21 protein-coding genes are annotated in these 22832 nt (G+C 73.1%); 12 read left to right on the forward strand and 9 right to left on the reverse strand.

Annotated elements, in window-relative coordinates:
- Positions 1-20 precede the first annotated feature (20 nt).
- Complete coding sequence (locus tag BKA00_RS39945; protein WP_268248199.1) at positions 21-149, forward strand: hypothetical protein; 129 nt, start codon at positions 21-23, stop codon at positions 147-149.
- A 132-nt stretch (positions 150-281) separates the two neighbouring features.
- Here BKA00_RS39945 and BKA00_RS20470 read toward each other — a convergent pair whose 3' ends face one another.
- Together BKA00_RS20470 and BKA00_RS20475 are read right to left on the reverse strand one after the other, a co-directional pair.
- The gene (locus tag BKA00_RS20470; RefSeq protein ID WP_185027319.1) at positions 282-1406 is read right to left on the reverse strand and encodes a mandelate racemase/muconate lactonizing enzyme family protein; all 1125 of its coding nucleotides are present in this window, start codon (positions 1404-1406) and stop codon (positions 282-284) included.
- A 31-nt stretch (positions 1407-1437) separates the two neighbouring features.
- The gene (locus BKA00_RS20475) at positions 1438-2496 is read right to left on the reverse strand and encodes a LacI family DNA-binding transcriptional regulator (protein ID WP_185027321.1); all 1059 of its coding nucleotides are present in this window, start codon (positions 2494-2496) and stop codon (positions 1438-1440) included.
- 141 nt (positions 2497-2637) lie between these two features.
- On the opposite strand from BKA00_RS20475, the gene BKA00_RS20480 reads away from it, so the two are divergent.
- The 10 genes from BKA00_RS20480 to BKA00_RS20525 all read left to right on the forward strand — a co-directional run bounded on the left by BKA00_RS20480 (position 2638) and on the right by BKA00_RS20525 (position 14187).
- Positions 2638-3507 (forward strand): ABC transporter permease, encoded by an 870-nt coding sequence (locus tag BKA00_RS20480; protein WP_179837099.1) that lies wholly within the window; start codon positions 2638-2640, stop codon positions 3505-3507.
- Positions 3508-3634: 127 nt separating this feature from the next.
- Entirely contained in the window at positions 3635-4657 is a 1023-nt protein-coding gene (locus BKA00_RS20485; protein WP_185027323.1) for an ABC transporter substrate-binding protein, read from the forward strand.
- A 20-nt stretch (positions 4658-4677) separates the two neighbouring features.
- Positions 4678-5499: an ABC transporter ATP-binding protein gene (locus tag BKA00_RS20490; protein ID WP_230298575.1), complete on the forward strand. Its 822-nt coding sequence runs from the start codon at positions 4678-4680 to the stop codon at positions 5497-5499.
- Positions 5500-5614: 115 nt separating this feature from the next.
- The gene (locus tag BKA00_RS20495) at positions 5615-6766 is read left to right on the forward strand and encodes a Gfo/Idh/MocA family protein (RefSeq protein ID WP_185027327.1); all 1152 of its coding nucleotides are present in this window, start codon (positions 5615-5617) and stop codon (positions 6764-6766) included.
- Positions 6763-7902 carry a dihydrodipicolinate synthase family protein gene (locus BKA00_RS20500; RefSeq protein WP_185027329.1) on the forward strand — a complete coding sequence of 380 codons (1140 nt, stop codon included), beginning with the start codon at positions 6763-6765 and terminating at the stop codon, positions 7900-7902. Before BKA00_RS20495 ends, BKA00_RS20500 begins: the two co-directional genes overlap by 4 nt.
- A gap of 43 nt (positions 7903-7945) precedes the next feature.
- Positions 7946-8779 carry a sugar phosphate isomerase/epimerase family protein gene (locus BKA00_RS20505; protein WP_185027331.1) on the forward strand — a complete coding sequence of 278 codons (834 nt, stop codon included), beginning with the start codon at positions 7946-7948 and terminating at the stop codon, positions 8777-8779.
- Entirely contained in the window at positions 8776-10053 is a 1278-nt protein-coding gene (locus BKA00_RS20510; RefSeq protein WP_185027333.1) for a purine-cytosine permease family protein, read from the forward strand. The genes BKA00_RS20505 and BKA00_RS20510 overlap by 4 nt, the downstream gene beginning before the upstream one ends.
- A gap of 85 nt (positions 10054-10138) precedes the next feature.
- Positions 10139-12232: a PQQ-dependent sugar dehydrogenase gene (locus BKA00_RS20515; RefSeq protein ID WP_185027335.1), complete on the forward strand. Its 2094-nt coding sequence runs from the start codon at positions 10139-10141 to the stop codon at positions 12230-12232.
- A 60-nt stretch (positions 12233-12292) separates the two neighbouring features.
- Positions 12293-13228: a LamG domain-containing protein gene (locus BKA00_RS20520; protein ID WP_230298576.1), complete on the forward strand. Its 936-nt coding sequence runs from the start codon at positions 12293-12295 to the stop codon at positions 13226-13228.
- Positions 13229-13290: 62 nt separating this feature from the next.
- Positions 13291-14187, forward strand: a complete 897-nt coding sequence (locus BKA00_RS20525) for a hypothetical protein (protein ID WP_185027337.1) — start codon at positions 13291-13293, stop codon at positions 14185-14187.
- Positions 14188-14305: 118 nt separating this feature from the next.
- Here the strand turns inward: BKA00_RS20525 and BKA00_RS20530 are convergent, their stop codons facing one another.
- The 5 genes from BKA00_RS20530 to BKA00_RS20550 all read right to left on the reverse strand — a co-directional run bounded on the left by BKA00_RS20530 (position 14306) and on the right by BKA00_RS20550 (position 19939).
- Positions 14306-15226: a WD40 repeat domain-containing protein gene (locus BKA00_RS20530; RefSeq protein ID WP_185027339.1), complete on the reverse strand. Its 921-nt coding sequence runs from the start codon at positions 15224-15226 to the stop codon at positions 14306-14308.
- A 70-nt stretch (positions 15227-15296) separates the two neighbouring features.
- Positions 15297-16361: a galactose-1-phosphate uridylyltransferase gene (gene galT / locus BKA00_RS20535; protein ID WP_185027341.1), complete on the reverse strand. Its 1065-nt coding sequence runs from the start codon at positions 16359-16361 to the stop codon at positions 15297-15299.
- A 13-nt stretch (positions 16362-16374) separates the two neighbouring features.
- Positions 16375-17028, reverse strand: coding sequence for a GTP-binding protein (locus tag BKA00_RS20540; RefSeq protein ID WP_185027343.1), 654 nt, complete (start codon positions 17026-17028; stop codon positions 16375-16377).
- A complete protein-coding gene (locus BKA00_RS20545; protein WP_185027345.1) occupies positions 17009-17386 on the reverse strand; it encodes a DUF742 domain-containing protein in 378 nt (125 codons plus the stop codon). Before BKA00_RS20545 ends, BKA00_RS20540 begins: the two co-directional genes overlap by 20 nt.
- 6 nt (positions 17387-17392) lie before the next feature.
- Positions 17393-19939, reverse strand: a complete 2547-nt coding sequence (locus BKA00_RS20550; protein WP_185027347.1) for a nitrate- and nitrite sensing domain-containing protein — start codon at positions 19937-19939, stop codon at positions 17393-17395.
- A gap of 267 nt (positions 19940-20206) precedes the next feature.
- Between BKA00_RS20550 and BKA00_RS20555 the strand changes: the two genes are divergently transcribed.
- Positions 20207-21424, forward strand: a complete 1218-nt coding sequence (locus BKA00_RS20555; RefSeq protein ID WP_185034534.1) for an ABC transporter substrate-binding protein — start codon at positions 20207-20209, stop codon at positions 21422-21424.
- A gap of 12 nt (positions 21425-21436) precedes the next feature.
- Here BKA00_RS20555 and BKA00_RS20560 read toward each other — a convergent pair whose 3' ends face one another.
- Together BKA00_RS20560 and BKA00_RS20565 are read right to left on the reverse strand one after the other, a co-directional pair.
- Positions 21437-21670, reverse strand: coding sequence for a hypothetical protein (locus BKA00_RS20560; protein WP_185027349.1), 234 nt, complete (start codon positions 21668-21670; stop codon positions 21437-21439).
- Positions 21671-21751: 81 nt separating this feature from the next.
- Positions 21752-22831, reverse strand: coding sequence for a family 2 encapsulin nanocompartment cargo protein polyprenyl transferase (locus BKA00_RS20565; protein ID WP_185027351.1), 1080 nt, complete (start codon positions 22829-22831; stop codon positions 21752-21754).
- Position 22832: the final 1 nt, after the last annotated feature.

Below are 22832 nucleotides of genomic sequence, written 5' to 3' on the forward strand. Positions count from 1 at the left end.
ACAGGAGGACTGCGGTAACAATGGACAACGCCCTGGCGAACCCCCGGCGCACCAAGATCGACGCGTGGCCCGAATGGCGGCCCGCGGAACCGGACTCCGAGCGCTCCGCGGAGGCCGATGTGTCCGAGGACGAGCTCGCCGCGCACTGACGGCCTTCCGGCCGATAGATGAGAACCCGCCCGGCCCCCGGGCGGGTTCTTCGCGTTCGAGGCCCGGTGGATGAGCGTGGCGGAGTCCTACGGACGGGCGGGCGAGGAAGGACCGCGTCGATCGGGGACGGGCTACAGGACGTTGACCGCCAGGTCGCGGACGGTCTGCTCGTCCACCTCGACGCCGAGGCCGGGGGCGTCGGGGACGCGGGCGGTGCCGTCGCGGATCTCCACGGTCGGCCCCGCGTACGGGGACTCGATGAACTGGCGGCCGTTGAGGTCGACCGGGGTGTCGACGCCGAAGGCCGAGAAGAGGTGCAGGGACGCGGCGAGGCCGAGGTCGGAGTCGGTGAGGCCGGAGCCCATCAGCGCGACGCCGCAGTCCTCGGCGAGGGAGCACAGGCGCCGCGACAGGGTCAGTCCGCCGGTGCGCTGGACCTTCGCGATGGCGACGTCGACCGCGTCGAGGCGGACGAAGGTCGCCAGGTCGGACGGGTGGCGGAGGCTCTCGTCGAGGGCGACCGGGATCGGGCAGAGGTCGCGGAGGCGGCGCAGGCCCGCGATGTCGTTGGCCGGGAGGGGCTGCTCGAACGCGGTCACGCCGAGGTCCTCCAGACGGCGCGCCAGCGTGAGGGCCGAGCGGACGGTGTAGCCCTGGTTCGCGTCCACCCAGAGCGCCGCGTCGTCGCCCGCGTGCAGGCGGACGGCCTCCACGACCTCGGCGTCCTCGGGGCCCATGCCGACCTTGACCTTGAAGGCGCGGTATCCCAGGCCGCGGCCCTCGGCGACGCTGTCGGCGACCTCGGCGGCGGACCGGCCGGAGACGATCCACCCGAGGTCGATCGTCTCGCGGCGGCGCCGGCCCCACATGACCCCCAGCGGGACCCCGGCGGCGCGGCCGAGGAGGTCGTGCAGGGCGACGTCCACGGCCGACTTGGCCAGGGGCGCGCCGATGCTGAAGCCCCGGTTGATCGCGCGGTCGAAGGCGGACGTCACGCCGTCGAGGTCCCAGGCGGGACGGCCGGTGATCGCGGGCGCGAGGTACCGGTCGATCGTGGTGACGATGGACTCGGCGGTCTCGTACGTCCAGGCCGGGATGGGGGTCGCCTCACCCCACCCGTGCGCGCCCTCGGCGCTGACCTTCACGAGGACGCGCAGGCTGGGCCGCCCGGCGACGGCGACCGCGCCGCCCGACACCCCGAACGAGCGCCGGGTGGGCAGCGCGACGCAGAACGTCTCGATTTTCTCGATCTTCATTTCACGCCTCCGGGAAGCGGGCGCCCGCGGGTCAGCCGGGCGGTGCGGTGCTGCCGCGCAGCACCACCTCGCCCGCGACGCGCTCGATGCGGCTGCGGCGGGTGGCGGGCTCGCGCAGGGCCAGGCCCATGACGCGCTCGCCCATCGCGTTCAGCGGCAGCGCGACGGTGGTGAGCGCCGGGGTCAGGTCGCGGACGATCGAGATGTCGTCGAATCCCGCGAGCGACATCTCCTCCGGCACTAACACGCCGTTGTCGCGCAGCGCGGCGAGCGCGCCGACCGCCATCACGTCCGTGACGGCGAACACGCAGGTCGGACGGTTCTCGCGGCGGAGCAGCTCGGTCGCCGCCCGGTAGCCGCCGTCGCGGGTGAAGGGGGCCTCGACGATGTGCTCGGGCGAGACCCGGACGCCCGCGTCGGCGAGCGCCTCGGTGAACCCGCCGAGCCGGTCGTGGACGGTCGTCAGCGCGCGGGGGCCGGTCAGGACGCCGAAGCTCCGGTGGCCGAGGTCGAGCAGGGCGCGGGCCAGGGCGGCGGCGCCCTCCCGGTTCTGCGGCAGGATGGCGTCGACCTTGAGGCTGCGGTGCCGGCTGAGGACGGCGACACGGCCGCCGGTGCGCTGGTAGGGGTCGAGCTCGGCGGCCATCGCCCGCTCCCAGTCGCGGTCCTCGAAGCCGGAGCCGATGAGCAGGATCGCGCGGGCCCGCTGGGCGCGCAGCATCGCCACGTACTCGACCTCGCGCGCCGGGTCGCGGAACGTGCTGGCGAGCATCACCAGCATCCCGTGCTCGGCGGCGGTGCGCATGACGCCGCGGGCGATGGCGGCGAAGTACGGGTCGCTGACGTCGTGGCAGACGACCCCGACCGACTTGCTGGAGGAGCTGGCGAGCGCCTGGGCGTGCGCGTTGGGGGTGTAGCTCAGCTCGGCCGCCGCGGCCAGGACGCGTTCCCGCAGGTCGGCACGGACCTGTGAGGTACCGTTCAGGACGCGGGACGCGGTGGCCAGCGAGACGCTCGCCTCCTTCGCGACGTCCTGCAGGGTCACGTACGCCCGGTCGCCGGCGCGCTCCTCTTCGGCCGCTTCCGTCATCACCGCCCCCTCGGCCGGCGCGGGCCCTCGCGGCGGGTTCCTGACGAAGACCCTCTTGACCGCGGCGCGCGCCGCTTCTTACGGTACATCAGAAAGCGCTTTCTGAACGCGCTTTCCAAACCACCCCGTCCGGAGGAACCCATGGTGAGTCAGGGTACGACGGCCGCCCCGCCCTCGGCGGACGCGGCGGGCGTCGTGGAACGCGCCAGGCCCGGCGCGGGCGAACGGATCCGCGACGGCCTGGAACGGTCGTGGCGGCCCGTCGCCCTGCTGGTGGCCTGCTTCGCCGCGTGGTGGGCGATCAGCGCCTTCAAGCTGGTGGAGGCCTACCTCGTCCCCTCGCCCGGCGCGACGCTGCGGCTGATGGGCGACAAGTGGGGCTACATCTGGCACCACACGTGGGTCACCACGTACGAGACCCTGATCGGCTTCGCGCTCGCGGTGCTCATCGGTGTGGCGTCCGCGGTGCTCATGGTGTACTCGTCCACGGTCGAGCGCACCCTCTACCCGATCCTGCTGTTCGCGCAGGTCGTCCCGAAGATCGCGATCGCTCCGCTGTTCGTGGTGTGGCTCGGCTTCGGCATCGGTCCCAAGATCGTCGTGGCGGTGCTGATCGCCTTCTTCCCGGTGGTGATCTCGATGGTCGCCGGGCTGAAGGCGGTGGATCCGGAGATGCTCCAGCTGTCGGCCACGATGGGCGCGAGCCCGATGGCCACGTTCTCCAAGATCCGGCTGCCGGCGTCGCTCCCGCACCTGTTCTCCGGCCTGAAGGTGGCGGTCACCCTGGCCGTCACCGGCGCCGTGGTCGGCGAGTTCGTCGGCGCGAACGAGGGGCTCGGCTACGTGATCCTGCAGGCCAACGGCAATCTCGACACCCCGATGCTGTTCGCCGGGCTGCTGGTCATGTCGGCCATCGGCGTCGTGCTGTTCGTCGTCGTCGAGGTCGCGGAGAAGCTGCTGCTGCCGTGGCACGCGAGCCGCCGCGGCGATGCCGTCACCACGACCTACTGACGGCGTCGCCAGGCAGTGCGTCAACGCGCCCCCCGCCACCCCAACCGCCCGCCCGGAATCCGCCGGACGGGACGCCCCGACAGTCCAACGGCCGAGCACAACCCACCCCTTTACGGAGGGCCGTCCTATGAAACTCCGCACCTTCGCCATCGCCGTCATGGCGCCGGCACTGGCACTCGCCGGCACCGCCTGCGGCGGTGACTCGGGCGACAGCACGAGCGCCTCGGGCAAGAAGCTGACCAAGGTCACGCTGACCCTGAACTGGTACCCCTACGGCGAGCACGCGCCGTTCTACTACGGCAAGAAGAAGGGCATCTTCGAAAAGCACGGCATCGACCTGGAGATCAAGGCGGGCCAGGGCTCGCAGAAGACCGTCCAGGCCACCGGCGCCGGGCAGACCGACTTCGGCTGGGCCGACACGCCCGCGCTGCTCGCCGCCGTCGACAAGGGCATGCCGGTCAAGAGCATCGGCGTGTTCCTGCAGACGACGCCCGCGTCCGTGCAGTCGTTCACCTCGGCCGGGATCAAGAAGCCCGCCGACCTGAAGGGCAAGAAGATCGCGGGGACGGCCGGCGACGCGCTGGCGCGCACCTTCCCGGTGTTCCTGCAGAAGAACGGGATGAGCGCGAGCGACGTCCCCGTCCAGAACACCGACCCGGCCGGGAAGATGGCCGCGGTGCTGGCCGGCAAGACCCAGGGGCTCATGGGCTTCGCGAACGACCAGGGCCCGACGATGGCCGCCAAGTCCGGCAAGGAGGTCTCGTACCTGCGGTACTCCGACTTCGGGCTGAACTTCTTCTCCAACGGCCTGCTGGCCGGCGAGCGGAAGCTGAAGAGCGACGCGGGGCTCGTCAAGGAGATGGTCGCGGCGACGAGCGAGTCGTGGACGGCCGCGGAGGGCGACCAGGCGGGCGCGGTCGCGAGCATGGCGGGCGCGTCCGAGCAGCTGCCGCCCGAGAAGGTGCTCACCGAGCAGTTCAAGACCACGCTGACGCTGCTGCACACCCCCGCGACGCAGGGCAAGGCGCCGGGCGTCAACTCCGAGGACGACTGGAAGCAGACGATCGCCACCTTCCAGCAGGCCGGGGTCATCGGCAAGGCGCAGGCGCCGTCGGAGTACTGGCAGGCGTCGGCCGCTCCGCAGACGTGACGGGAGGAGCGATGAGGATCATGAGCGAGAAAGCCACCGCGAAGCCGGGCACCGGCCGGGAGGCCGGCACGGAGAACGCCGTCAGCCTCGACGAGGTCGCCGTCCGGTTCCGCACCCGCAAGCGCGACGTCACCGCCCTGCGCGAGGTGTCGCTGGACGTCCCGATGGGCGAGTTCGTCGCGATCGTCGGCCCGTCCGGGTGCGGCAAGTCCACGATGCTGAAGCTGGTCGCGGGGCTGCTGAAGCCCTCGACCGGGAACGTGCGGCTGCGCGGCGACAAGGTCGACGGACCGCGCCCCGACATCGGCTACGTGTTCCAGCGGGCCGCGCTGCTGGAGTGGCGCAGCGCCCGCAAGAACATCCTGCTCCAGGCGGAGATGCGCAAGATGCCGGCCGAGCTGGCGCGCAGGCGGACCGCCGAGCTGATCGAGATGACCGGCCTGAAGGGCTTCGAGGACGCGCTGCCGCACGAGCTCTCGGGCGGCATGCAGCAGCGGGTGGCGCTGTGCCGGGCGCTGCTGCACGAGCCGCGCGTCCTGCTGATGGACGAGCCGTTCGGCGCCCTCGACGCCCTCACCCGCGAGCAGCTCAACATCGAGATGAACCGGATCTGGCGGGAGACGGGCACGACCGTCCTGCTGGTCACGCACTCCATCGCGGAGGCCGCCTACCTGGCCAACCGCGTCGTGGTGATGACCGACAGGCCGGGGTCGATCGCCGAGATCATCGACGTCGACCTGCCCGCGGAGCGCGACTACGCCGCCACGATGGCCCGCCCGGAGTTCGCCCGCGTCACCAACCGCATCCGGGGGCTCCTCGGCGCGGGCGCCGCGGCCGACTGACCGGCGCGCACCGGACGGCGCGCACCGACTGAAGCGCAACCGACCGGCGCGCACCGCTCGGCGCGCCGGAGGGCGCGCCGCACTGGACACACACGACAGGCTAGGAAGGAACGGGATGGCACGCAGGTCCATCGGGATCGTCATGAACGGCGTCACCGGCCGGATGGGGTACCGCCAGCATCTTCTGCGCTCGATCCTCGCGATCAGGGAGCAGGGCGGGGTCCGCACGGCCGAGGGCACCGTGCTGTGGCCGGAGCCGGTGCTGGTGGGACGCAGCGAGACCAAGCTGCGCGAACTGGCCGAACGGCACGGGCTGACGGCGTGGACGACCGACCTGGCCGAGGCGCTGGCGCGTCCGGACACCGAGGTCTACTTCGACGCCCAGGTCACCTCGGCGCGGGTCGAGGCGATCCGCGCGGCGGTGGCCGCGGGCAAGCACGTCTACACGGAGAAGCCCATCTCCGAGGACCTCGACGAGGCGCTCGCCCTGGCACGCCTGGCCGACGAGGCCGGTATCAAGCACGGCGTGGTGCAGGACAAGCTGTTCCTGCCGGGGCTCCTCAAGCTCAAGCGGCTGGTGGACGGCGGGTTCTTCGGCCGGATCCTGTCGGTGCGCGGCGAGTTCGGGTACTGGGTGTTCGAGGGCGACTGGCAGGAGGCCCAGCGGCCCAGCTGGAACTACCGCGCCGAGGACGGCGGCGGCATCATCCTGGACATGTTCTGCCACTGGCGGTACGTGCTGGACGGGGTGATCGCGCCGGTGCGGTCGGTGCAGGCGCTGGGCGCGACGCACATCGGCGAGCGGGTGGACGAGCACGGCAAGCCCTACGAGGCCACCGCCGACGACGCCGCCTACGGGATCTTCGAGCTGGAGGGCGGGATCGTCGCCCAGATCAACTCCTCGTGGGCCACCCGGGTGTTCCGCGACGAGCTGGTGGAGTTCCAGGTCGACGGCACGGAGGGGTCGGCGGTCGCGGGGCTGCGGCGCTGCCGCGTCCAGCACCGCTCGATGACGCCGAAGCCGGTGTGGAACCCCGACCTGCCCGCCACCGAGGACTTCCGCTCCCAGTGGCAGGAGATCCCCGACAACACCGAGTTCGACAACGGCTTCAAGACCCAGTGGGAGATGTTCCTGCGCCACGTCGCCGACGACGGCCCCTTCCCGTGGGACTTCTACGCCGGAGCGCGCGGCGTCCAGCTCGCCGAGCTGGGCCTGCGGGCGTGGCGGGAGGGCCGCCGCCTCGACGTCCCGGAGCTGACCCGATGAGGATCGACCTGCCCGGGGCGCCCGGCCACGCGATGAGCGAGCCGCGCACCTACAAGCCGCCCGCCGGGCCGGCCGCGTCCCGCGTCGCGTACGCGGCCGCGCACGTGGTGGCCGGGGCGGCCGGGGGCGGTGCGGCCGGGGGCGTGGAGCTGGACTGGGACGCGACGCTGGCGTTCCGCCGGCACCTGTGGTCCTACGGGCTGGGCGTCGCCGAGGCCATGGACACCGCCCAGCGCGGCATGGGCCTGGACTGGGCGACGACCCGCGAGCTCATCGTGCGGAGCGGTGAGGAAGCGCTTTCAGCAGGGGGCCGGATCGTCTGCGGGGCGGGCACCGACCAGCTGCCCGCGGGGCCCGCGTCGCTGGAGGAGATCGCCGCCGCCTACGAGGAGCAGCTCGCCGTCATCGAGTCCGTCGGCGCGGTGCCGGTGCTGATGGCGAGCCGGCACCTGGCCGCCGCGGCGAGCGGCCCGGAGGACTACGCCGCCGTGTACGGGCGACTGCTGGCCCAGGTCAGCCGGCCGGTCGTGCTGCACTGGCTGGGCCCGATGTTCGACCCGGCGCTGGAGGGCTACTGGGGCTCGGCCGACCTGGACGTGGCGTCCGGCGCGCTGCTCGCCCTGATCGGCGAGCACGCGTCCAGGATCGACGGAGTGAAGATCTCGCTGCTGGACGCGGCACGGGAGATCGACCTGCGCCGCCGGCTGCCGGCCGGGGTCCGCCTCTACACCGGGGACGACTTCAACTACCCGGAGCTGATCCGGGGCGACGCCGAGGGGCACAGCGACGCGCTGCTCGGCGTCTTCGACCCCATCGCGCCCGCCGCCGCCGCGGCCCTGCACGCGCTCGACGGCGGCGACACCGCGTCCTACGAGGAGATCTTCGGCCCCACGGTGCCGCTGGCCCGGCACCTCTTCGAGACCCCCACCTACTACTACAAGACGGGAGTGGTGTTCCTGGCCTGGCTGACCGGCCACCAGCGGCATTTCCGGATGGTCGGCGGGCTGGAGACCGCGCGATCGGTGACGCACATGGCCGGCCTCTTCCGGCTCGCCGACGCCGCCGGCCTCTTCCCCGACCCCGACCTCGCGGCGCACCGGATGCGCGCATGGCTGACCGTCCAGGGAGCCGAGTGATGGGGAGCCGCGTGATGGAGGTCCGCGTGACGGAGGGGGGCGCGTGAAGAGGTTCAGCCTCAACCAGTGGACGACCAGGCACTGGCCACTGGAGGAACTGGCCGCCGGCTGCGCGTCCGCCGGGGTGACAGGCGTCGGGCTGTGGCGCGAGCCCGTCGCCGAGTACGGCCTTGTCCGCACCGGCAGGCTCATGCGCGACCACGGGCTGGCGGTCACGTCCCTCTGCCGGGGCGGCTTCTTCCAGGAGCCGGACGCGCTGGAGAACAACCGCCGCGCCGTCGAGGAGGCGGCCGAGCTGGGCGCGCCCGCCCTGTGCCTGGTCAGCGGCGGCCTTCCGGACGGGTCCCGCGACCTGGACGGGGCGCGCTCGCGCGTCGCCGACGTCCTGGCCGAGCTCGCGCCCTACGCGGGTGAGCACGGCGTCCAGCTCGCGATCGAGCCGCTGCACCCGATGTTCTGCTCGGACCGGTGCGTCGTCTCCACCCTCGGGCAGGCGCTCGACCTCGCGGCGCCGTTCCCGTCCTCGCAGGTGGGCGTCATGGTCGACACCTACCACCTGTGGTGGGACCCGGCGGTGTGGGACGGCATCGCCCGCGCGGGCGCCGAGGGCAGGATCTCGCTGTTCCAGGTCGCCGACTGGGTCACTCCGCTGCCCGAGAACGTCCTCACCGGGCGCGGCATGCTCGGCGACGGGCACGTCGAACTGCGCCGCTTCCGCGAGGCGGTGGACGCCACCGGCTACACCGGCCCGATCGAGGTGGAGATCTTCAACGACGCGCTGTGGGCCATGCCGGGCCCCGAGGCCCTCGCCCTCACGATGGCCCGCTACGAGGAGCACGTCCACGACGACCCCGTCTCCAGGGAAGACGGGGCGTGAGGTCCGCTCCGGCGCGCCCGCGCGCGTCCGGCCCCGGCGGCGGGCGGACGTGGCGGGCGGCGGCCGGGGCGTGGCTCGGGATCGGGACGGCGCCGGGCGCGCTCGTCCTCGGGGCGCAGGTCGGCGGGCGGCACGGCGGCGCGCTTCCCGTCCCGGTCCTGGTGGTCGGCGGGGTCGTCATGGCCGCGCTGCTCGCCGCGCAGGGACGTCTCGGCCTGCGGGAGCCGGCCGGGGAGAACGCCGGCATGGCCGACCTCGCGCCCCGCTACCTCGCCCCGGTCGCCGAGCGCGCCTCTACCGCGCTGCTCGCGGTCGCGATGGTCGGCTGGTTCGGGTTCAACGTCGGCCTCGGCGGGGCGGCCGCCGCGGCGCTCGGCGGCGTCCCGGACGCGGCCGGGGTCGCGGTGCTGACCGTCCCCACGGTCGCGCTGCTGGTCGCGGGCGGCGGCCGGTGGAACGCGGTCGCGGTCGCCACCACCCTCACCGCGGTCGCGCTGATCGGCATCGTCGCGGTGCGGCTCGCGCCGCCCGCGCCGCCGGTCTCGTTCGCGCGCGACGGGCCGCCCGGCGTCCTCGCCGCGGACCTCGCCGGATACATCGGGTACGTGTCGGTGTTCGCCGTGCGGGCCCCCGACTTCACCGTCGGCCTGCGCGGCCGCCGGGACCTCGCGGCCTGCGTCGCGCTCCTGGTCGTCCCCGCCCTGGCGGCCTCCGTCGTCGGCGCCGGGGTCGCGGCGGCCAGCGGCTCCACCGATGTGGTCGCGGTCCTCGCCGGCCCGGACGGGCTCCCGGCCGCGAACCTGTTCGTCGCGGCGTCGGTCATCGCCCCGACCCTCGCCGCCGTGCACTCCGGCGCCCTGGCCGCCGGCCGCTTCCTCCCCGGCCCGCCCGGCCCCGGCCGGGCGGGCGGCGCCGGGCGGCGGGCCGCGGCGGTGCTGGCGATCGCGGTGCCGGGGGCGGTGCTCGCGGCGCTCCGGGTCGACCGGATGCTGCTCGAATGGCTGACGGTGCTGGCGGCCGCGCTGCCGGCGCTCGTTCCGCCGATGGCGGCGGAGTTCGGGCGGAGGCGGCGCGGGCGCGCGGGGCGGCCCGTGGCGACGTGGATCTGGGCGCCCGGCGCGGCGGTGGCCGTGGCGCTGACCCTGGCCGGGCATGCGGCCGCCGCCCCCGCCGGTCTGGTCGTCTCCACGGCCGCGACGCTGGTCCACGCCTGGTTCCGCCGGAGCGGACGGGACGAGATGTCCACATCCGGCTGGCCCGAAATTCGTCCTTGACGTCGGGCGGGCCCGGTCGTACCTTCTGGAAAGCGCTTCCAGAAAGCGCTTTCCTGCCACCGATCCCCACCCTAGGACGGCTGGAATGCGAAGTAAGCTCAGCTGGTGTCTCCTCACGATCGCGGCGCTCCTGCTGCCGCTGCTCAGCGTCCCGCCCGCGGCGCTGGCCCGGGACGACGCCCCGATCCTCGACCCGATCCCCGAAGACCCCGCCCCGTCCGGCCTCGGCCTCGTCCTCCAGGAGGTCGCGCAGCTGCCGAAGTCGACGCCGACGGGCACCCCCACCGACCCGCGGCTGCTGCGGTGGAACCGCATCAACTACGTCGGTGAGGTCCCCGACAACTCGGGCCGCCTGTACGTGCCGGACCTGAACGGCAACCTGTACATGCTCGACAAGAAGACCCGCACCCCCCGCGTCTACCTGGACGTCGCCGCCACGTTCGCGCCCGACTTCTTCTCCCAGGCCGGACTCGGACAGGGCTTCGGATTCGTCGCGTTCCACCCTGACTTCCGGAAGAACGGGAAGTTCTACACCACGCACGTCGAGGCGGGCGAGGCGCTCAAGACCAAGACGCCCGACCTCACCGCGCAGCCGAAGACCGGCTACCACGGCGTCGTCGACGAGTGGACGGCCAAGGACCCGAAGGCCGAGACCTTCTCCGGGACGCACCGCGAGATCCTGCGCATCGGGTTCGCGGGGCGCATCCACAACCTCCAGCAGATCGACTTCAACCCGAACGCCCGTCAGGGCGACGCCGACTACGGCAAGCTCTACCTGTCGGTCGGCGACGGCGGCAACGGCAACGTCGGCGACAACGGCGGCGACCCGCAGAACCTCGGCGTCCCGCAGGGCAAGATCCTGCGGATCGACCCCGCCGGGAACGACAGCGCCAACGGCAGGTACGGCGTTCCGGCCGACAACCCGTTCGCCGGGCAGGCCGGCAGGCTCGGCGAGATCTACGCCTACGGCATGCGCGACCCGCACCGGTTCAGCTGGGACACCGGCGGCGCGCACCGGCTGTTCCTCGCGCACATCGGCGAGCACGAGATCGAGTCGATCCACGAGCTCTACCCGGGCGCGAACATCGGATGGAGCGAGCGGGAGGGCGCGTTCACGTTCCGCAAGGACGACCGCTGCCACCTGTACCCGCTGCCGGCCGACGACGCCAAGTACGACTACGAGTACCCGCTCGCGGCCTACGACCACGACCCGCCCGCCGACTGGAACTGCTCCAGCGACGTCGGCCGCGCCATCTCCGGCGGCTACGTGTACCGCGGCGCGCGACTGCCCGCGCTGCGCGGCAAGTACCTGTTCACCGACATCGTGAGCGGCCGGCTCATGTACACCGAAGAGTCGGAGATGAAGCACGACTCGACCGGCACCAACCGCGCCCAGATCTACGACCTGGCGGCCTACGACACCTCCGGCAGGCCCGTCACGATGCAGGAGCTGGCCGGCGACAAGCGCGTCGACCTGCGGTACGGGTCGGACGGCAAGGGCGAGCCCTACCTGCTCGCCAAGGCCAACGGCAAGATCTGGAAGGTCGTCGGGACGAAGCGGGTCGCGTCCGGCGCGGCCGGCCCGGTCCGCGTCGGGAACGCGATGGACGCCGGGAGCTGGACGCCCGTCACGCCGTCCAAGTGGCGGTTCCCCGGCGACCAGGTGGTCCTGGCCGAGGCCGGCGAGCAGCGCCCCGGGCCGCGCCGACCGTTCGAGTACGCGGTGCTGAACAAGGGCCCCGCGCTCACCTCGACGCGGATCGACGCGAAGGTGCGGCTCGACACGCCGGTGTCGGTCAGCAACCGGGACGTGATCGTCGTCTTCGGCTACCAGGACGACACGCACTTCTACTACGCGCACCTGTCCAGCGACAACACCATCTACCCGCACAACGGGATCTTCCTGGTGAACGGCGCCGACCGGCTGCGCATCGACCAGCAGTGGAACGCCAACCGGTCGCACGGGGCCCCGCCCGCCATCACCGACGAGGCGTGGCACCGTGTCCGGGTGGACCGCCGCGCGGACACCGGAGAGATCGCCGTGTACGTGGACGGGGCGTCCAAGCCCGTCTTCACGGCCCTCGACAAGACCCTCGGCTCCGGCCGGGTGGGCTTCGGCTCGTTCGACAACATCGGCCGGCTCCGCGACCTGACGGTCCGCGGAACCTCGGCGCAGTAACGGCCTCTCCGGGCGGGCGACGCGAGCCGCCGCCCGCCCGGAGGGCCCCAAGGAGTCGACATGATGATTCGCCGCGGCACCGCCGCACTCACCACCGCGCTGCTGGGCGCCTCCCTCTGTGTCACCGCAGCCCCGGCCGGCGCCTCGACCGGCGGCGTCTTCCCGCCGCTCAGGCAGAACCTGGTCTCCTACTACGACTTCGAGCACCCCGTCCCGGGCGACCCGTCCCGCGAGGCCGACGGCGGACGCTCCGGAACCACGATCAACCTCATCAACGGTGGCGCGGCCATGCGGGTGCGGGACGGCGAGCGCCGGCACGCCATCCAGCTCGGGCAGGTCAACCCGTCCGCGAAGGGCAACGACGACTGGAAGGCGGGGATCTACTCCGCGTCCGGCGTCCCGTCCCTGCGCGCGTTCAGCTCCGCCAAGGGCGCGACCCTCGCGGGCTGGTTCAAGATGACCGGGACGAACCCGAGCCCCAACACCGAGACGTCCAACCCGAGCGACGTCTACAACGCGATCGGCCTGTCCGGCCTGCTCACCGGCGACTCCGACGGCCACGCCGTGCGCGCCCTGCTGGAGATCATCGAGGTCTCCGGCAAGCTGCACGTCGTCGCGCTGGGCCGCCGCGTGGACGGCTCGAAGTCGCAGACGTTCGCGGCGAGCGAGGACTGGCAGAGCGTCCTCCCCCAGAACACCTGGGTGCACCTCGCCGCGACGTTCGACTACGACGCCGGCGAGATGGCGCTCTACAAGGACGGAGTGCCGCTGGACGGCTTCTACACCACGGCCGGGGACCCGTGGGGCCTCGAAGGCGCCCCCGAGCCCGACCTCACGTCCGCCACGGACCCCCGCGGCATCAAGATCGGCGGCAGCTACCCGCAGAACACCGCCGAGAAGAACCCCTGCAACTGCCGCATGGACGGCCTGATGTTCCTCGACCGCCCCCTCACCCCGAAGGAAGCGGCCATCCAGTACAAGTTCGCGAACCGCTAGATCGTTGATGGGAAATCGTTGAACTGGGTGCGGACACGGCGAAGGGCGCCCATGGTCGGTGTGTGAAGACTGACTTGGACGCCCTTCTGACCGCACTCTACGTTCATCTGGACGATCACGTCCTGCCTTCGCGGCGACAGCGGCGGCGGGGCCGTGCCCGGCTGCTGAGCGATGCCGAGCTGGTCTGCGTGGCCGTCGCGCAGGTCCTGCTGGGATGCGATGCCGAGCACCGGTGGCTGCGCCTGGCCCCGGCCCGGATCGGTCACCTGTTCCCGCGTCTTCCCTGCCAGTCCGAATACAACCGGCATCTGCGCGGTGCCGCCCCGCTGCTGCTGGCCGCGGCGGCGTGGCTGGTCCGTCAGACGCCCTCCTGGCATGAGCGGCTGCGGCTGATGGACGGCACCCCGGTGCGCTGCGGCGCCTCGCGTACCACCGTGCACCGCTCGGGCCTGGGCGAGATCGCCGGCTACGGCATGGACAAGTCCCACCACGCCTTCTACTGGGGCGCCAAGCTGATGCTGGTCACCACCGCCGAGGGCGCGGTGTGCGCCTTCAGCCTGGCCCACCCCAAGGAACTGGACGAACGGCTGCAGGCGATCCACCTGCTGCACGTCCAGCCGCCCGCACCAGGACCATGCCCGATCGTGTGCGACAAGGGGTTCGCCGGCGCCGGAGTGGAAAAGGCCGCCGCCGACCTGGGCCATGTGCTGATCCGGCCGCCACGCGCCGACGAGCCCGATCCGCCGGTGGCGGTGTTCCCCGGCTGGCTGCGCCAGCGCATCGAGGCGGTCATCTGGACACTGAAGAACCAGCTCGGCCTGGAACGCCACGCCGCCCGCACCACCGAAGGCCTGTGGACCCGCGTCTGCCAGCGCATCTGCGCCCTCAACGCCGCCATCTGGCACAACTGGCTCATCGACGCACCCGTCAAACGCTCCCTGATCGCCTACGACCACTGACCAGCACCGATATTTCCCATCAACGATCTAGACGTCCCACCCCCGCCGCCGGCGCCCGACGGGCGCCGGCGGTGCCCTTTCCTCGCCTTCGGGGCCGGGCCGGCCGCCCGGCCCTTTCTCATGTGCTCAAGGGAGCCGTGTAGAGGGCGGTGTCTGTGGCGGCCAGGAGGGTGCCGTCGGGGGCCAGGGCCAGGTCGTTGGCGGGGGACGGGAGCCGGATGCGGTGGGACGGGGCCGGGGCGGCGGCGTTCCAGGCGAGGAGGGTGTCGGGGGCGTCCTGGAGGGCGGCGGCCACCAGGAGGTGACCGTCGACCAAGGCCGCGGCCACCTGGTCGCAGGGGGCCGGAGTGGCCAGGGTCGCGAGGCGGTCGCCGTCCAGGCCGTGCACGCCCAGGCCCTCGGGGGCCGTGCTGAGGAGGACGAGGCCGTCCGGGGACGGCGCCAGCGCCATGGCGGGGGGCCGGGCCCCGGAGGGGGCTGTGGCGATCTCCTCGCCGCGTTCGAGGTCGAGGAGCGTGACCGCGGAGTCGCCGGTCAGGCCGGCGAGGGCGCCGGCCGCGGGCGCCGCGTGCAGGAGCCGGCGGCCGATGGCGCTGCGGTGGCCGAGCCAGAGGCGGAAGTCGGCGAGGCGGTCGCCCGTGAGCGCGTCCCACACGGCGACCTGGGCGTCGTTCGCGGGGCCGAAGACGGCGACGACGGCGCCGCGGCCGTGGTGGACGGTGAGGCCCACCAGGTCGGGCTGGGCGTCCAGAGTGAGTTCGCCGCCCGTGCCGAGGTCGTGGACGTGGAGGCGGTCGCGGTGCGTCCAGGCGACGGTCGGCGACCCGGCGGGGAGCCCGAACGCCCAGTCGGCCCGGTCGGCGGGGAAGCCGGGGATCGGCGGGCCGAGCGGCGCGCCGGAGGCCAGGTCCCACGCCTGGCCGGTGTTCACGCCCTGCCCGACTCGGGAGGCGAACGCCAGCGACGGGCGCTCGGCGGTGGCGGCCACGCCGTCGAAGGACCCTCGCGCCAACGGGCCCGCCAGCACGCTTTCCGGCATGCGTCGGAGCGTAGGCCACGCGGCGGAGATCGTTCCAGACAGTCGGGAAATCGGGAAGGTCAAGTCCGAGTCAAGCGAGGGCGCGCAGTCGCGCGGCGACGTCCTCCGGCGGCACGTCGTTGATCCAGGCGGCCATGCCCGACTCCGAGCCCGCCAGGTACTTGATCTTGTCGGCGGCGCGCCGGATGGAGAAGAGCTCCAGGTGCAGGCGGAGCAGGTCGCGGCCCTCGCCGACCGGCGCCTGGTGCCAGCCCGCGACGTAGGGCAGCGGGGCGCCGTAGAGGGCGTCGCAGCGGCGCAGCAGGTCGCGGTAGAGGACGGCCAGCTCGTCGCGCTCCCCCGTGTCGAGGGCGGCCATGTCGGGGACGTGGCGGTGCGGCGTCAGGTGCACCTCGACCGGCCAGCGGGCGGCCGCGGGGACGTAGGCCGTCCAGTGCTCGCCGGACAGCACGACGCGGCCGCCGGCGCGCTCGGCCTTCAGGACGTCGCCGAACAGGCCGGGGTTCGCGGCGGCGGACGCCAGCATCCGCTCGGTGCGGGGGGTGAGGAACGGGTAGGCGTAGATCTGGCCGTGCGGGTGGTGCAGGGTCACGCCGATCTCGACGCCGCGGTTCTCGAACGCGAACACCTGCGCGACGCCGGGGATCTCCGACAGCTCGGCGGTGCGGTCGGCCCACGCGTCGACGACCGTCCGGACGCGGGAGACGGGCAGCAGCGCCATCGAGGCGGAGTGGTCGTCGGTGAAGCACACGACCTCGCAGCGCCCGGCGCCACGGGACCGTTCCACCCCGTCGAACGAGCCCGCACCGCCGATCGAGGGCGGCACGGGCGGGGTGCGGACGTCGAAGGACGGGAAGCGGTTCTCGAACACGGCGACGTCGTAGGACGGGTCCGGGATCTCCGAGGCCGGGCCGCCCGGGCACAGCGGGCACTGGTCGGCGGGCGGCAGGAACGTCCGCGTGTTGCGGTGCCCGGTGATCGTGACGTGGTCGCCGGTCAGCGGGTCGCGGCGGACCTCGCACACCGGCTCGACCGGCGGCAGGCCGCGCGGGTCCGCGACGGGGGCCCGGCCGGGGGCCTCGTCGTAGTAGACGATCTCGCGGCCGTCCGAGAGCCGCGCGCGTGTCCGGTTCATCTCGTCCGGCAGCCTACAGCGCCGGGGCGTCCGCCCGCGTCGCCCCCTCGTGCACCGTCAGCAGGTACTTGACCAGCGCCGTCAGCACGTCCTTGCCGGACGTGCGCTCCCGTACGTCGCACATCACGACCGGGGTGCCCTCGCTGAGGTCGAGCGCCTCCCGGATCTCGTCGGGCGCGTAGTCGTAGCCGTCGTCGAAGCGGTTCACCGCGATGACGAACGGAAGGCCCCGGTTCTCGAAGTAGTCGACGGCGGGGAAGCAGTCCGAGAGGCGGCGGGTGTCGGCGAGGACGACCGCGCCGAGCGCCCCGAAGGACAGCTCGTCCCACATGAACCAGAACCGGTCCTGGCCGGGCGTGCCGAACAGGTAGAGCACGAGGCCGTCGCGGATCGTGATGCGGCCGAAGTCCATCGCGACCGTGGTGGTGGTCTTCTGCTCGACGCCCTCGGTGTCGTCGACGCCGACGCCCCGGTCGGTGAGCAGCTCCTCGGTCTGCAGCGGGCGGATCTCGCTGACGGAGCCGACGAGCGTGGTCTTGCCGACGCCGAAGCCTCCGGCGACGAGGATCTTCACCGCGACCGGGGTCGCCGGACCGACCCCCTCGGGGGACGGCCCCGCGCTCCCTCCGGCGGCCGCACCGGCGTTCTCAGAGGGCTTGAAGACCATGGAGCACTTCCCTCAGCAGACGTTCCTTGGAGAGCGCGCTCTCCTGTTGGGGACGGGTGGCGGTGATGAGCCGGTGGTGGAGCAGATCGCCGAGCAGCACCCGCACGACGACGAGCGGCAGCCCGACCCGCGCCGCGACCTCGGCCACCGGCAGCGGTTGCAGGCACATCTCCAGGATGTCGAGATGCTCGGGACCGATGCCGGGTGAGCCCGACCGCGGCCGCGCCGCGGTCGAGATTATCGTGATCATGTCGAAGGCCTCGCCGGTCGCGGGCCTGGCGCGCCCGCGGGTGAGCGCGTACGACCGCACGATCGGGCCGGCCTCGTCATCGAGCCATTCGCTGCCAGGACCGGTCATGGTCCGTCACGATTCCTCGGTGTCGAGGGACTCGGCGCGGCCGCGCCGGGTGCCCTGCTGGATGGACGACATCATCGACCGCAGCTGCTCGGGCGACCGGTCGGCGCGGGCGGTGGGCGCGGGAGCGGCCGGGGCGGAGTTCTCCTCGCGCAGCTGGGAGGCCATGTTCTCCTGCCTGACCCGCTTCGGCAACGAGGGCCGGTCGGCGCCGGGCGACTTGCCCGGGGGACGCCGCCGCACCTCGCGGGGCGAGCGCGGAACGCTCGGCGGGGGCGGCGCCGGCGCGAGATCGGGCTCGGGTTCGGGTTCCGGTTCGGGCGGGTCGCCCCACGGCGACGGGGCCGCGCGGGGCGTCGGCGCCGGGCCCTGGATCGGCTCCTCGAACACCGGGATGGGCCCCGTCAGCGCGTCCGGTTCCGAGCGCGGCTCCCCGGGCTGGGGGACGGCGGCGGCCGGGGGGATGAACGGGCGAACGGGCTGCGCCGGCTGGGCGAGCGGCTCCGGAGAGGGCGGTGGCGACGGGACCGCGGAGGGCGCCGCGTGCCGTCCGGACGGCAGGTGCAGCACGGACCCGCCCTCGTCCAGCACCGGCTGCGGGCCGCTGCGGACGCTGGCGCCGCCGCTCACGACCGTGCCGACGGGGACGAGCGCGTCCTCGGCGCGGCGGGTGGTCAGGGCGGGCGCGCTCCGCACCGGTTCGCCCTCGTCGGGGACGACGAGCTCCTCGGGCAGCAGCACGATCGCGGTCATGCCGCCGTAGGGGGACGTCCGCAGGGTGACCTTGATGTTGTGCCGGCGGGCCAGCCGGCCGACGACGAACAGGCCGAGCTGCGCGCTGTCGGACAGGTCGAACTCGGCGGCGGTGGCGAGCCGCTCGTTGGCGGCGGCGAGGCTGGGCTCGTCCATGCTGAGGCCGCGGTCCTCGACCTCCAGCGTGAAGCCGTGCGAGACGGCCTGCCCCTGCACCTGGACGGTCGTGTGCGGCGGCGAGAACGTCGCGGCGTTCTCGATCAGCTCGGCGAGCAGGTGGATGACGTCGGCGACGGCGGGGCCGACGATCGCGGCGCGGGTCATCGGGGCGACGTTGACGCGGGTGTAGTCCTCGACCTCGGACGCCGCGGCGCGGGCGACGTCCACGATCGCGACGGGGCTGCGCCAGCCGCGGCCGGGCGCCTGCCCGGACAGGATGATCAGGCCCTCGGCGTGCCGGCGCATGCGGGTGGCGAGGTGGTCGACCCGGAACAGGTCCTCCAGGTCGTCGGGGGTCTCGATGCGCCGCTCCATCGAGTCCAGCAGCTTGAGCTGGCGGTGCAGCAGCGTCTGGCTGCGGCGGGCGAGGTTGACGAACACGTCGCTGACGTTGCGGCGCAGCGTCGCCTCCTCGACGGCGCTCTGGATCGCGGTGCGGCGGGCGGCGTTGAACGCCTCGCCGACCTGGTCGATCTCGCGGGTCCCGAACGCCAGCGGCGGCGCCTCCGCGGCCACGTCGACCTCCTCGCCGCGGCGCAGCCGGCGGATGACGCCGGGCAGCCGGACGTCGGCCAGGTCGATCGCCTCGCGGCGCAGCCGGCGCAGCTCGCGGATGACGGACCGGGCGACCCACACCGCGAGGACGAGGGTGGCGACGACCGCGACCAGCCCGAGCGCGCCCGCGAGGACGACGCGGGTGATGATGCCCTCGGAGATCGGCTGGGCGCGCTTCTCGGCGCCCGCCGACACCGACAGTTCGAGCCCGCGGAGCCGGGTGAGGTTGGAGTCGGCGGTGGTCTTCCACAGCGCGCCGGCGGCGCCGGTGGCGTTGACCAGCCGGGGCGAGGCGACGAAGCGGTCCTCCAGCGCGCGGAGCCGGGCGTACTCGGGCATGCCGACGATGCGCTCGTAGTAGGACTGGTCGGGCGAGCGCAGCTCGGCCGCCGTGTAGGTGTACAGGGTGCGCTGCGTCCCGACGAGCTTGACGTACTGGGCGTGCTCGCCGGCCGTGATCCTGCCGGCGGCGAGCGCGCCGGCCAGCAGCGCGTCCTCCTGCGCGAGGACCTCGCGGGCCCGGGTCAGCGACGCCTCGTTGCGGGCGTCCTTGGCGACCTCGGAGTTGTCCAGCGTGGCGAGGGAGCCCTGCAGCGCTCCCACGTCGCCGAGCAGCGCCGTGTAGTCGGCGAACGCGCGGGCCCGGTCCAGGCGGCCGGCGTCGATGGCGCGGCGCCGGTCCTCCAGCCCGTCCAGCTCGATGAGGATCTTGCCGGCGATGCGCCGGGCGTCCTTCGGGGCGGCGCCCTCGACGGCCTCGGACCTGGCGAGCCGGCGGAACAGGTCGGCCTGCCGGTCGGTGACCAGGCGGCCTGACTCCATGGCGGCGCGGTCGCCCTCCGCGCGGCCGCCGAGGTACACCATCGACAGCCGGCGTTCGGCCTGCAGCGCGCTGCCGAGCGCGCCCGACGGGTAGCCGTAGTGGTCCTGGACTGTCTTGACGTGGCGGAGGTTGAGCCCCTCTCCGAGCGCGATGCTCGCGGCGAACGCCCACAGCACGCCGAGGGAGACCACCGAGACGGTGACCATCAGGACGACTTTGAAGCGGATGGAGCGGAAACGCGCGGCCTTGGGAGCCCGCCGGTGTCCGGCGGACGAGTCCGTTGTGCGGCCTCGATTTGGCACTGCGGCAGAACCTTCACTCGGTCGGACGGCTGGCATCGACTACGCGCGGAGCGGCTCGCGCGGAACGTCAGGAGAGCCTAGGACGGTCCACCACCATGTGTCGACAGTTTCCAGATCATCACGTTTTGTGGCGACGGACAGCCCAAAATACCCCTACGATGCCTCAGCGTGATGGCTCGTACCCCAGAAGCGACGACGACCGTGCGCTCACCGGCCCGCGTCCGCCGGACCCTGCTCGCTACGGGGGCGCTGGTCGCGACGGTGCTGACCGGCTCCTGCAGCGGCGACTCCGGCGGGACCTCCGCGCCGCCCGACGTCCCCACGCTGCAGGAACTCGGCACCCCGGAGGGCCGGCTCGACCTCGTCGCCTGGGCCGGATACGCCGAGAACGGCTCGAACGACCCGAAGGTCGACTGGGTCAAACCGTTCACGAAGGCGACCGGCTGCAAGGTCTACACGAAGGTCGCCGACACCTCCGACTCGATGGTCGCGCTCATGAAGAGCGGGAGGTACGACGGCGTGTCGGCGTCCGGCGACGCGAGCCTGCGGCTCATCTACGGCGGGACGGTCGCGCCCGTCAACACCCGCCTGCTCAGCAACTGGAACGACATCGCCGGGTACCTGAAGAACCAGCCGTACAACTCCGCCGCCGGGCGCATGTACGGCGTCCCGCACGGCTACGGCGCCAATATGCTGATGTACCGTACGGACAAGATCACGCAGCGTCCGACGTCGTGGAGCGTGGTGTGGGACAAGGAGTCCCCCGCCGCCGGGCACGTCGTCGCCTACGACTCCCCCATCTACATCGCCGACGCCGCGCTCTACCTGAAGGCGCACCGCCCCGATCTGAAGATCAACGACGTCTACGAGCTGGACGAGAAGCAGTTCGACGCCGCGGTCGACCTGCTGAAGCAGCAGCGCCCGAACGTCAACCAGTACTGGGCCAACTACCTGGACGAACTCCAGTCGTTCAAGAGCGGCTACAACTACGCCGGCACCGCCTGGCAGGTGACCGCGAACCTGGCCATGGCGGAGAAGGCGCCGGTCGCCACGACGATCCCCGACGAGGGCGCGACCGGCTGGTCCGACACGTGGATGATCTCCTCGAAGGCCCAGCATCCGACCTGCATGTACCAGTGGATGAACTGGATCACCATGCCCAAGGTGCAGGCGGAGGTCGCGCAGTGGTTCGGTGAGGCGCCCGCCAACCCGAAGGCGTGCAGGTACACCGCCAAGGGCTTCTGCTCGACCTACCACGTCGGCGACCCGGAGTTCTACAAGCGCCTGGCGTTCTGGAAGACCCCCGTGAAGGAGTGCGGGGACGACCGCGGCAGCAAGTGCGTGGACTACTCCCGCTGGGCCCAGGCCTGGACGCAGATCAAGGGCTGACCCGCCCGCCGGTCAGGGCCAGCGGTACTCCGCGCCCGCGGACGGGACGTGGTGGGGCAGATAGCACTTCGTCGTGACGTGCTCGTCCTTGCAGTCGAGGCACAGGTAGGTGCGGTGGCCGCGCAGACCGCGGCCCCGCCGGTCGCAGGGCGGGCAGACGCACGGCGACCAGCCGACGATGACCCGGCCCGGATCGAGCCTGTGCCCGGCCGGGCACAGGAACGGGACGTGTTCGGGAGCCTGCACGACTCGACACCCTACTCGAACATGTGATCGATCGAGAAGGCCCCCCGGGCGGCGGGGGGGCGGGCAGGTGGCGGGTCGGGGTCAGCGGTCGCGGTGGGTCATCAGGCGGGCCAGCGCCCGCAGCTCCGCGTCGGCGGCCGGGGCGGCTCCGGCGGCGTCGAGGTCGCCGAGGGCGTCGGTGAGGAGTTCGTCGGCGCGGGCGGCGGCCCAGGCGCGGCCGCCCGCGGCGTCGACGAGGCCGGCGGCGAGGACCGCCTCCTCGTCGGTGAGCGGCGCGTCGCGCAGGTAGAGGGCGGCGAGGTCGGCGCCGGCGGCGCTGCCGGAGGTGAGGGCCGCGACGACGGGCAGCGACTTCTTGCGGCGGCGCAGGTCGGCGTGGACGGGCTTGCCGGTGGCCGCGGGTTCGCCCCAGATGCCGAGCAGGTCGTCGACGAGCTGGAAGGCCAGGCCGAGCCGCTCGCCGAAGACGCGCAGGCGGGAGACCTGCCCGGCGGTGCCGCCGCCGTACACGGCGCCGAGCGCGCACGAGGCGCCGAGCAGCGCGCCGGTCTTGCCGGCGGCCATGGCCATGCACTCGTCGAGCGTGACGTCGGCGCGCTCCTCGAACGCCAGGTCGGCGCGCTGGCCCTCGACCAGTTCCAGGACGGCCCGGGCGAGGATGCGCACGCCCCGGGCGACCACCGCGGAGGGCTCCTCGGCGAGGATCTCGTAGGCGGCGGCGAGGAGGGCGTCCCCGGACAGGATCGCGGCGTTGGCGCCGAAGACCGCCCACGCGGTGGGGCGGTGCCGGCGGGTGAGGTCGCCGTCCATCACGTCGTCGTGCATGAGGGAGAAGTTGTGCGCGAGCTCGACCGCCACGGCGGCCGGCAGGGCGGCCTGGACCGTCCCGCCGACCGCCTCCGCGGCCAGCAGCGTGAGCGCGGGCCTGATCGCCTTGCCGCCCGCCCCGGCGGCAGGGCGGCCGCGCTCGTCGCGCCAGCCGAAGTGGAAGCCCGCGGTGGAGCGCGACGCGTCCGGCATGGTCTCGACCACGTGGCGCAGCGCGGGGTCGAGCAGGCGGCGGCTCCAGGTGAGCACCTCCGCCGCCGTGCGGGGGCGGTGCCGCGGCTCCGCCTGATGGTCGCAGCCGAGCACGGCCGGGTCGTCTCTCCAGGCGGGCATG

The sequence above is a fragment of the Actinomadura coerulea genome, assembly GCF_014208105.1.
Taxonomy (GTDB): Bacteria; Actinomycetota; Actinomycetes; order Streptosporangiales; family Streptosporangiaceae; genus Spirillospora; species Spirillospora coerulea.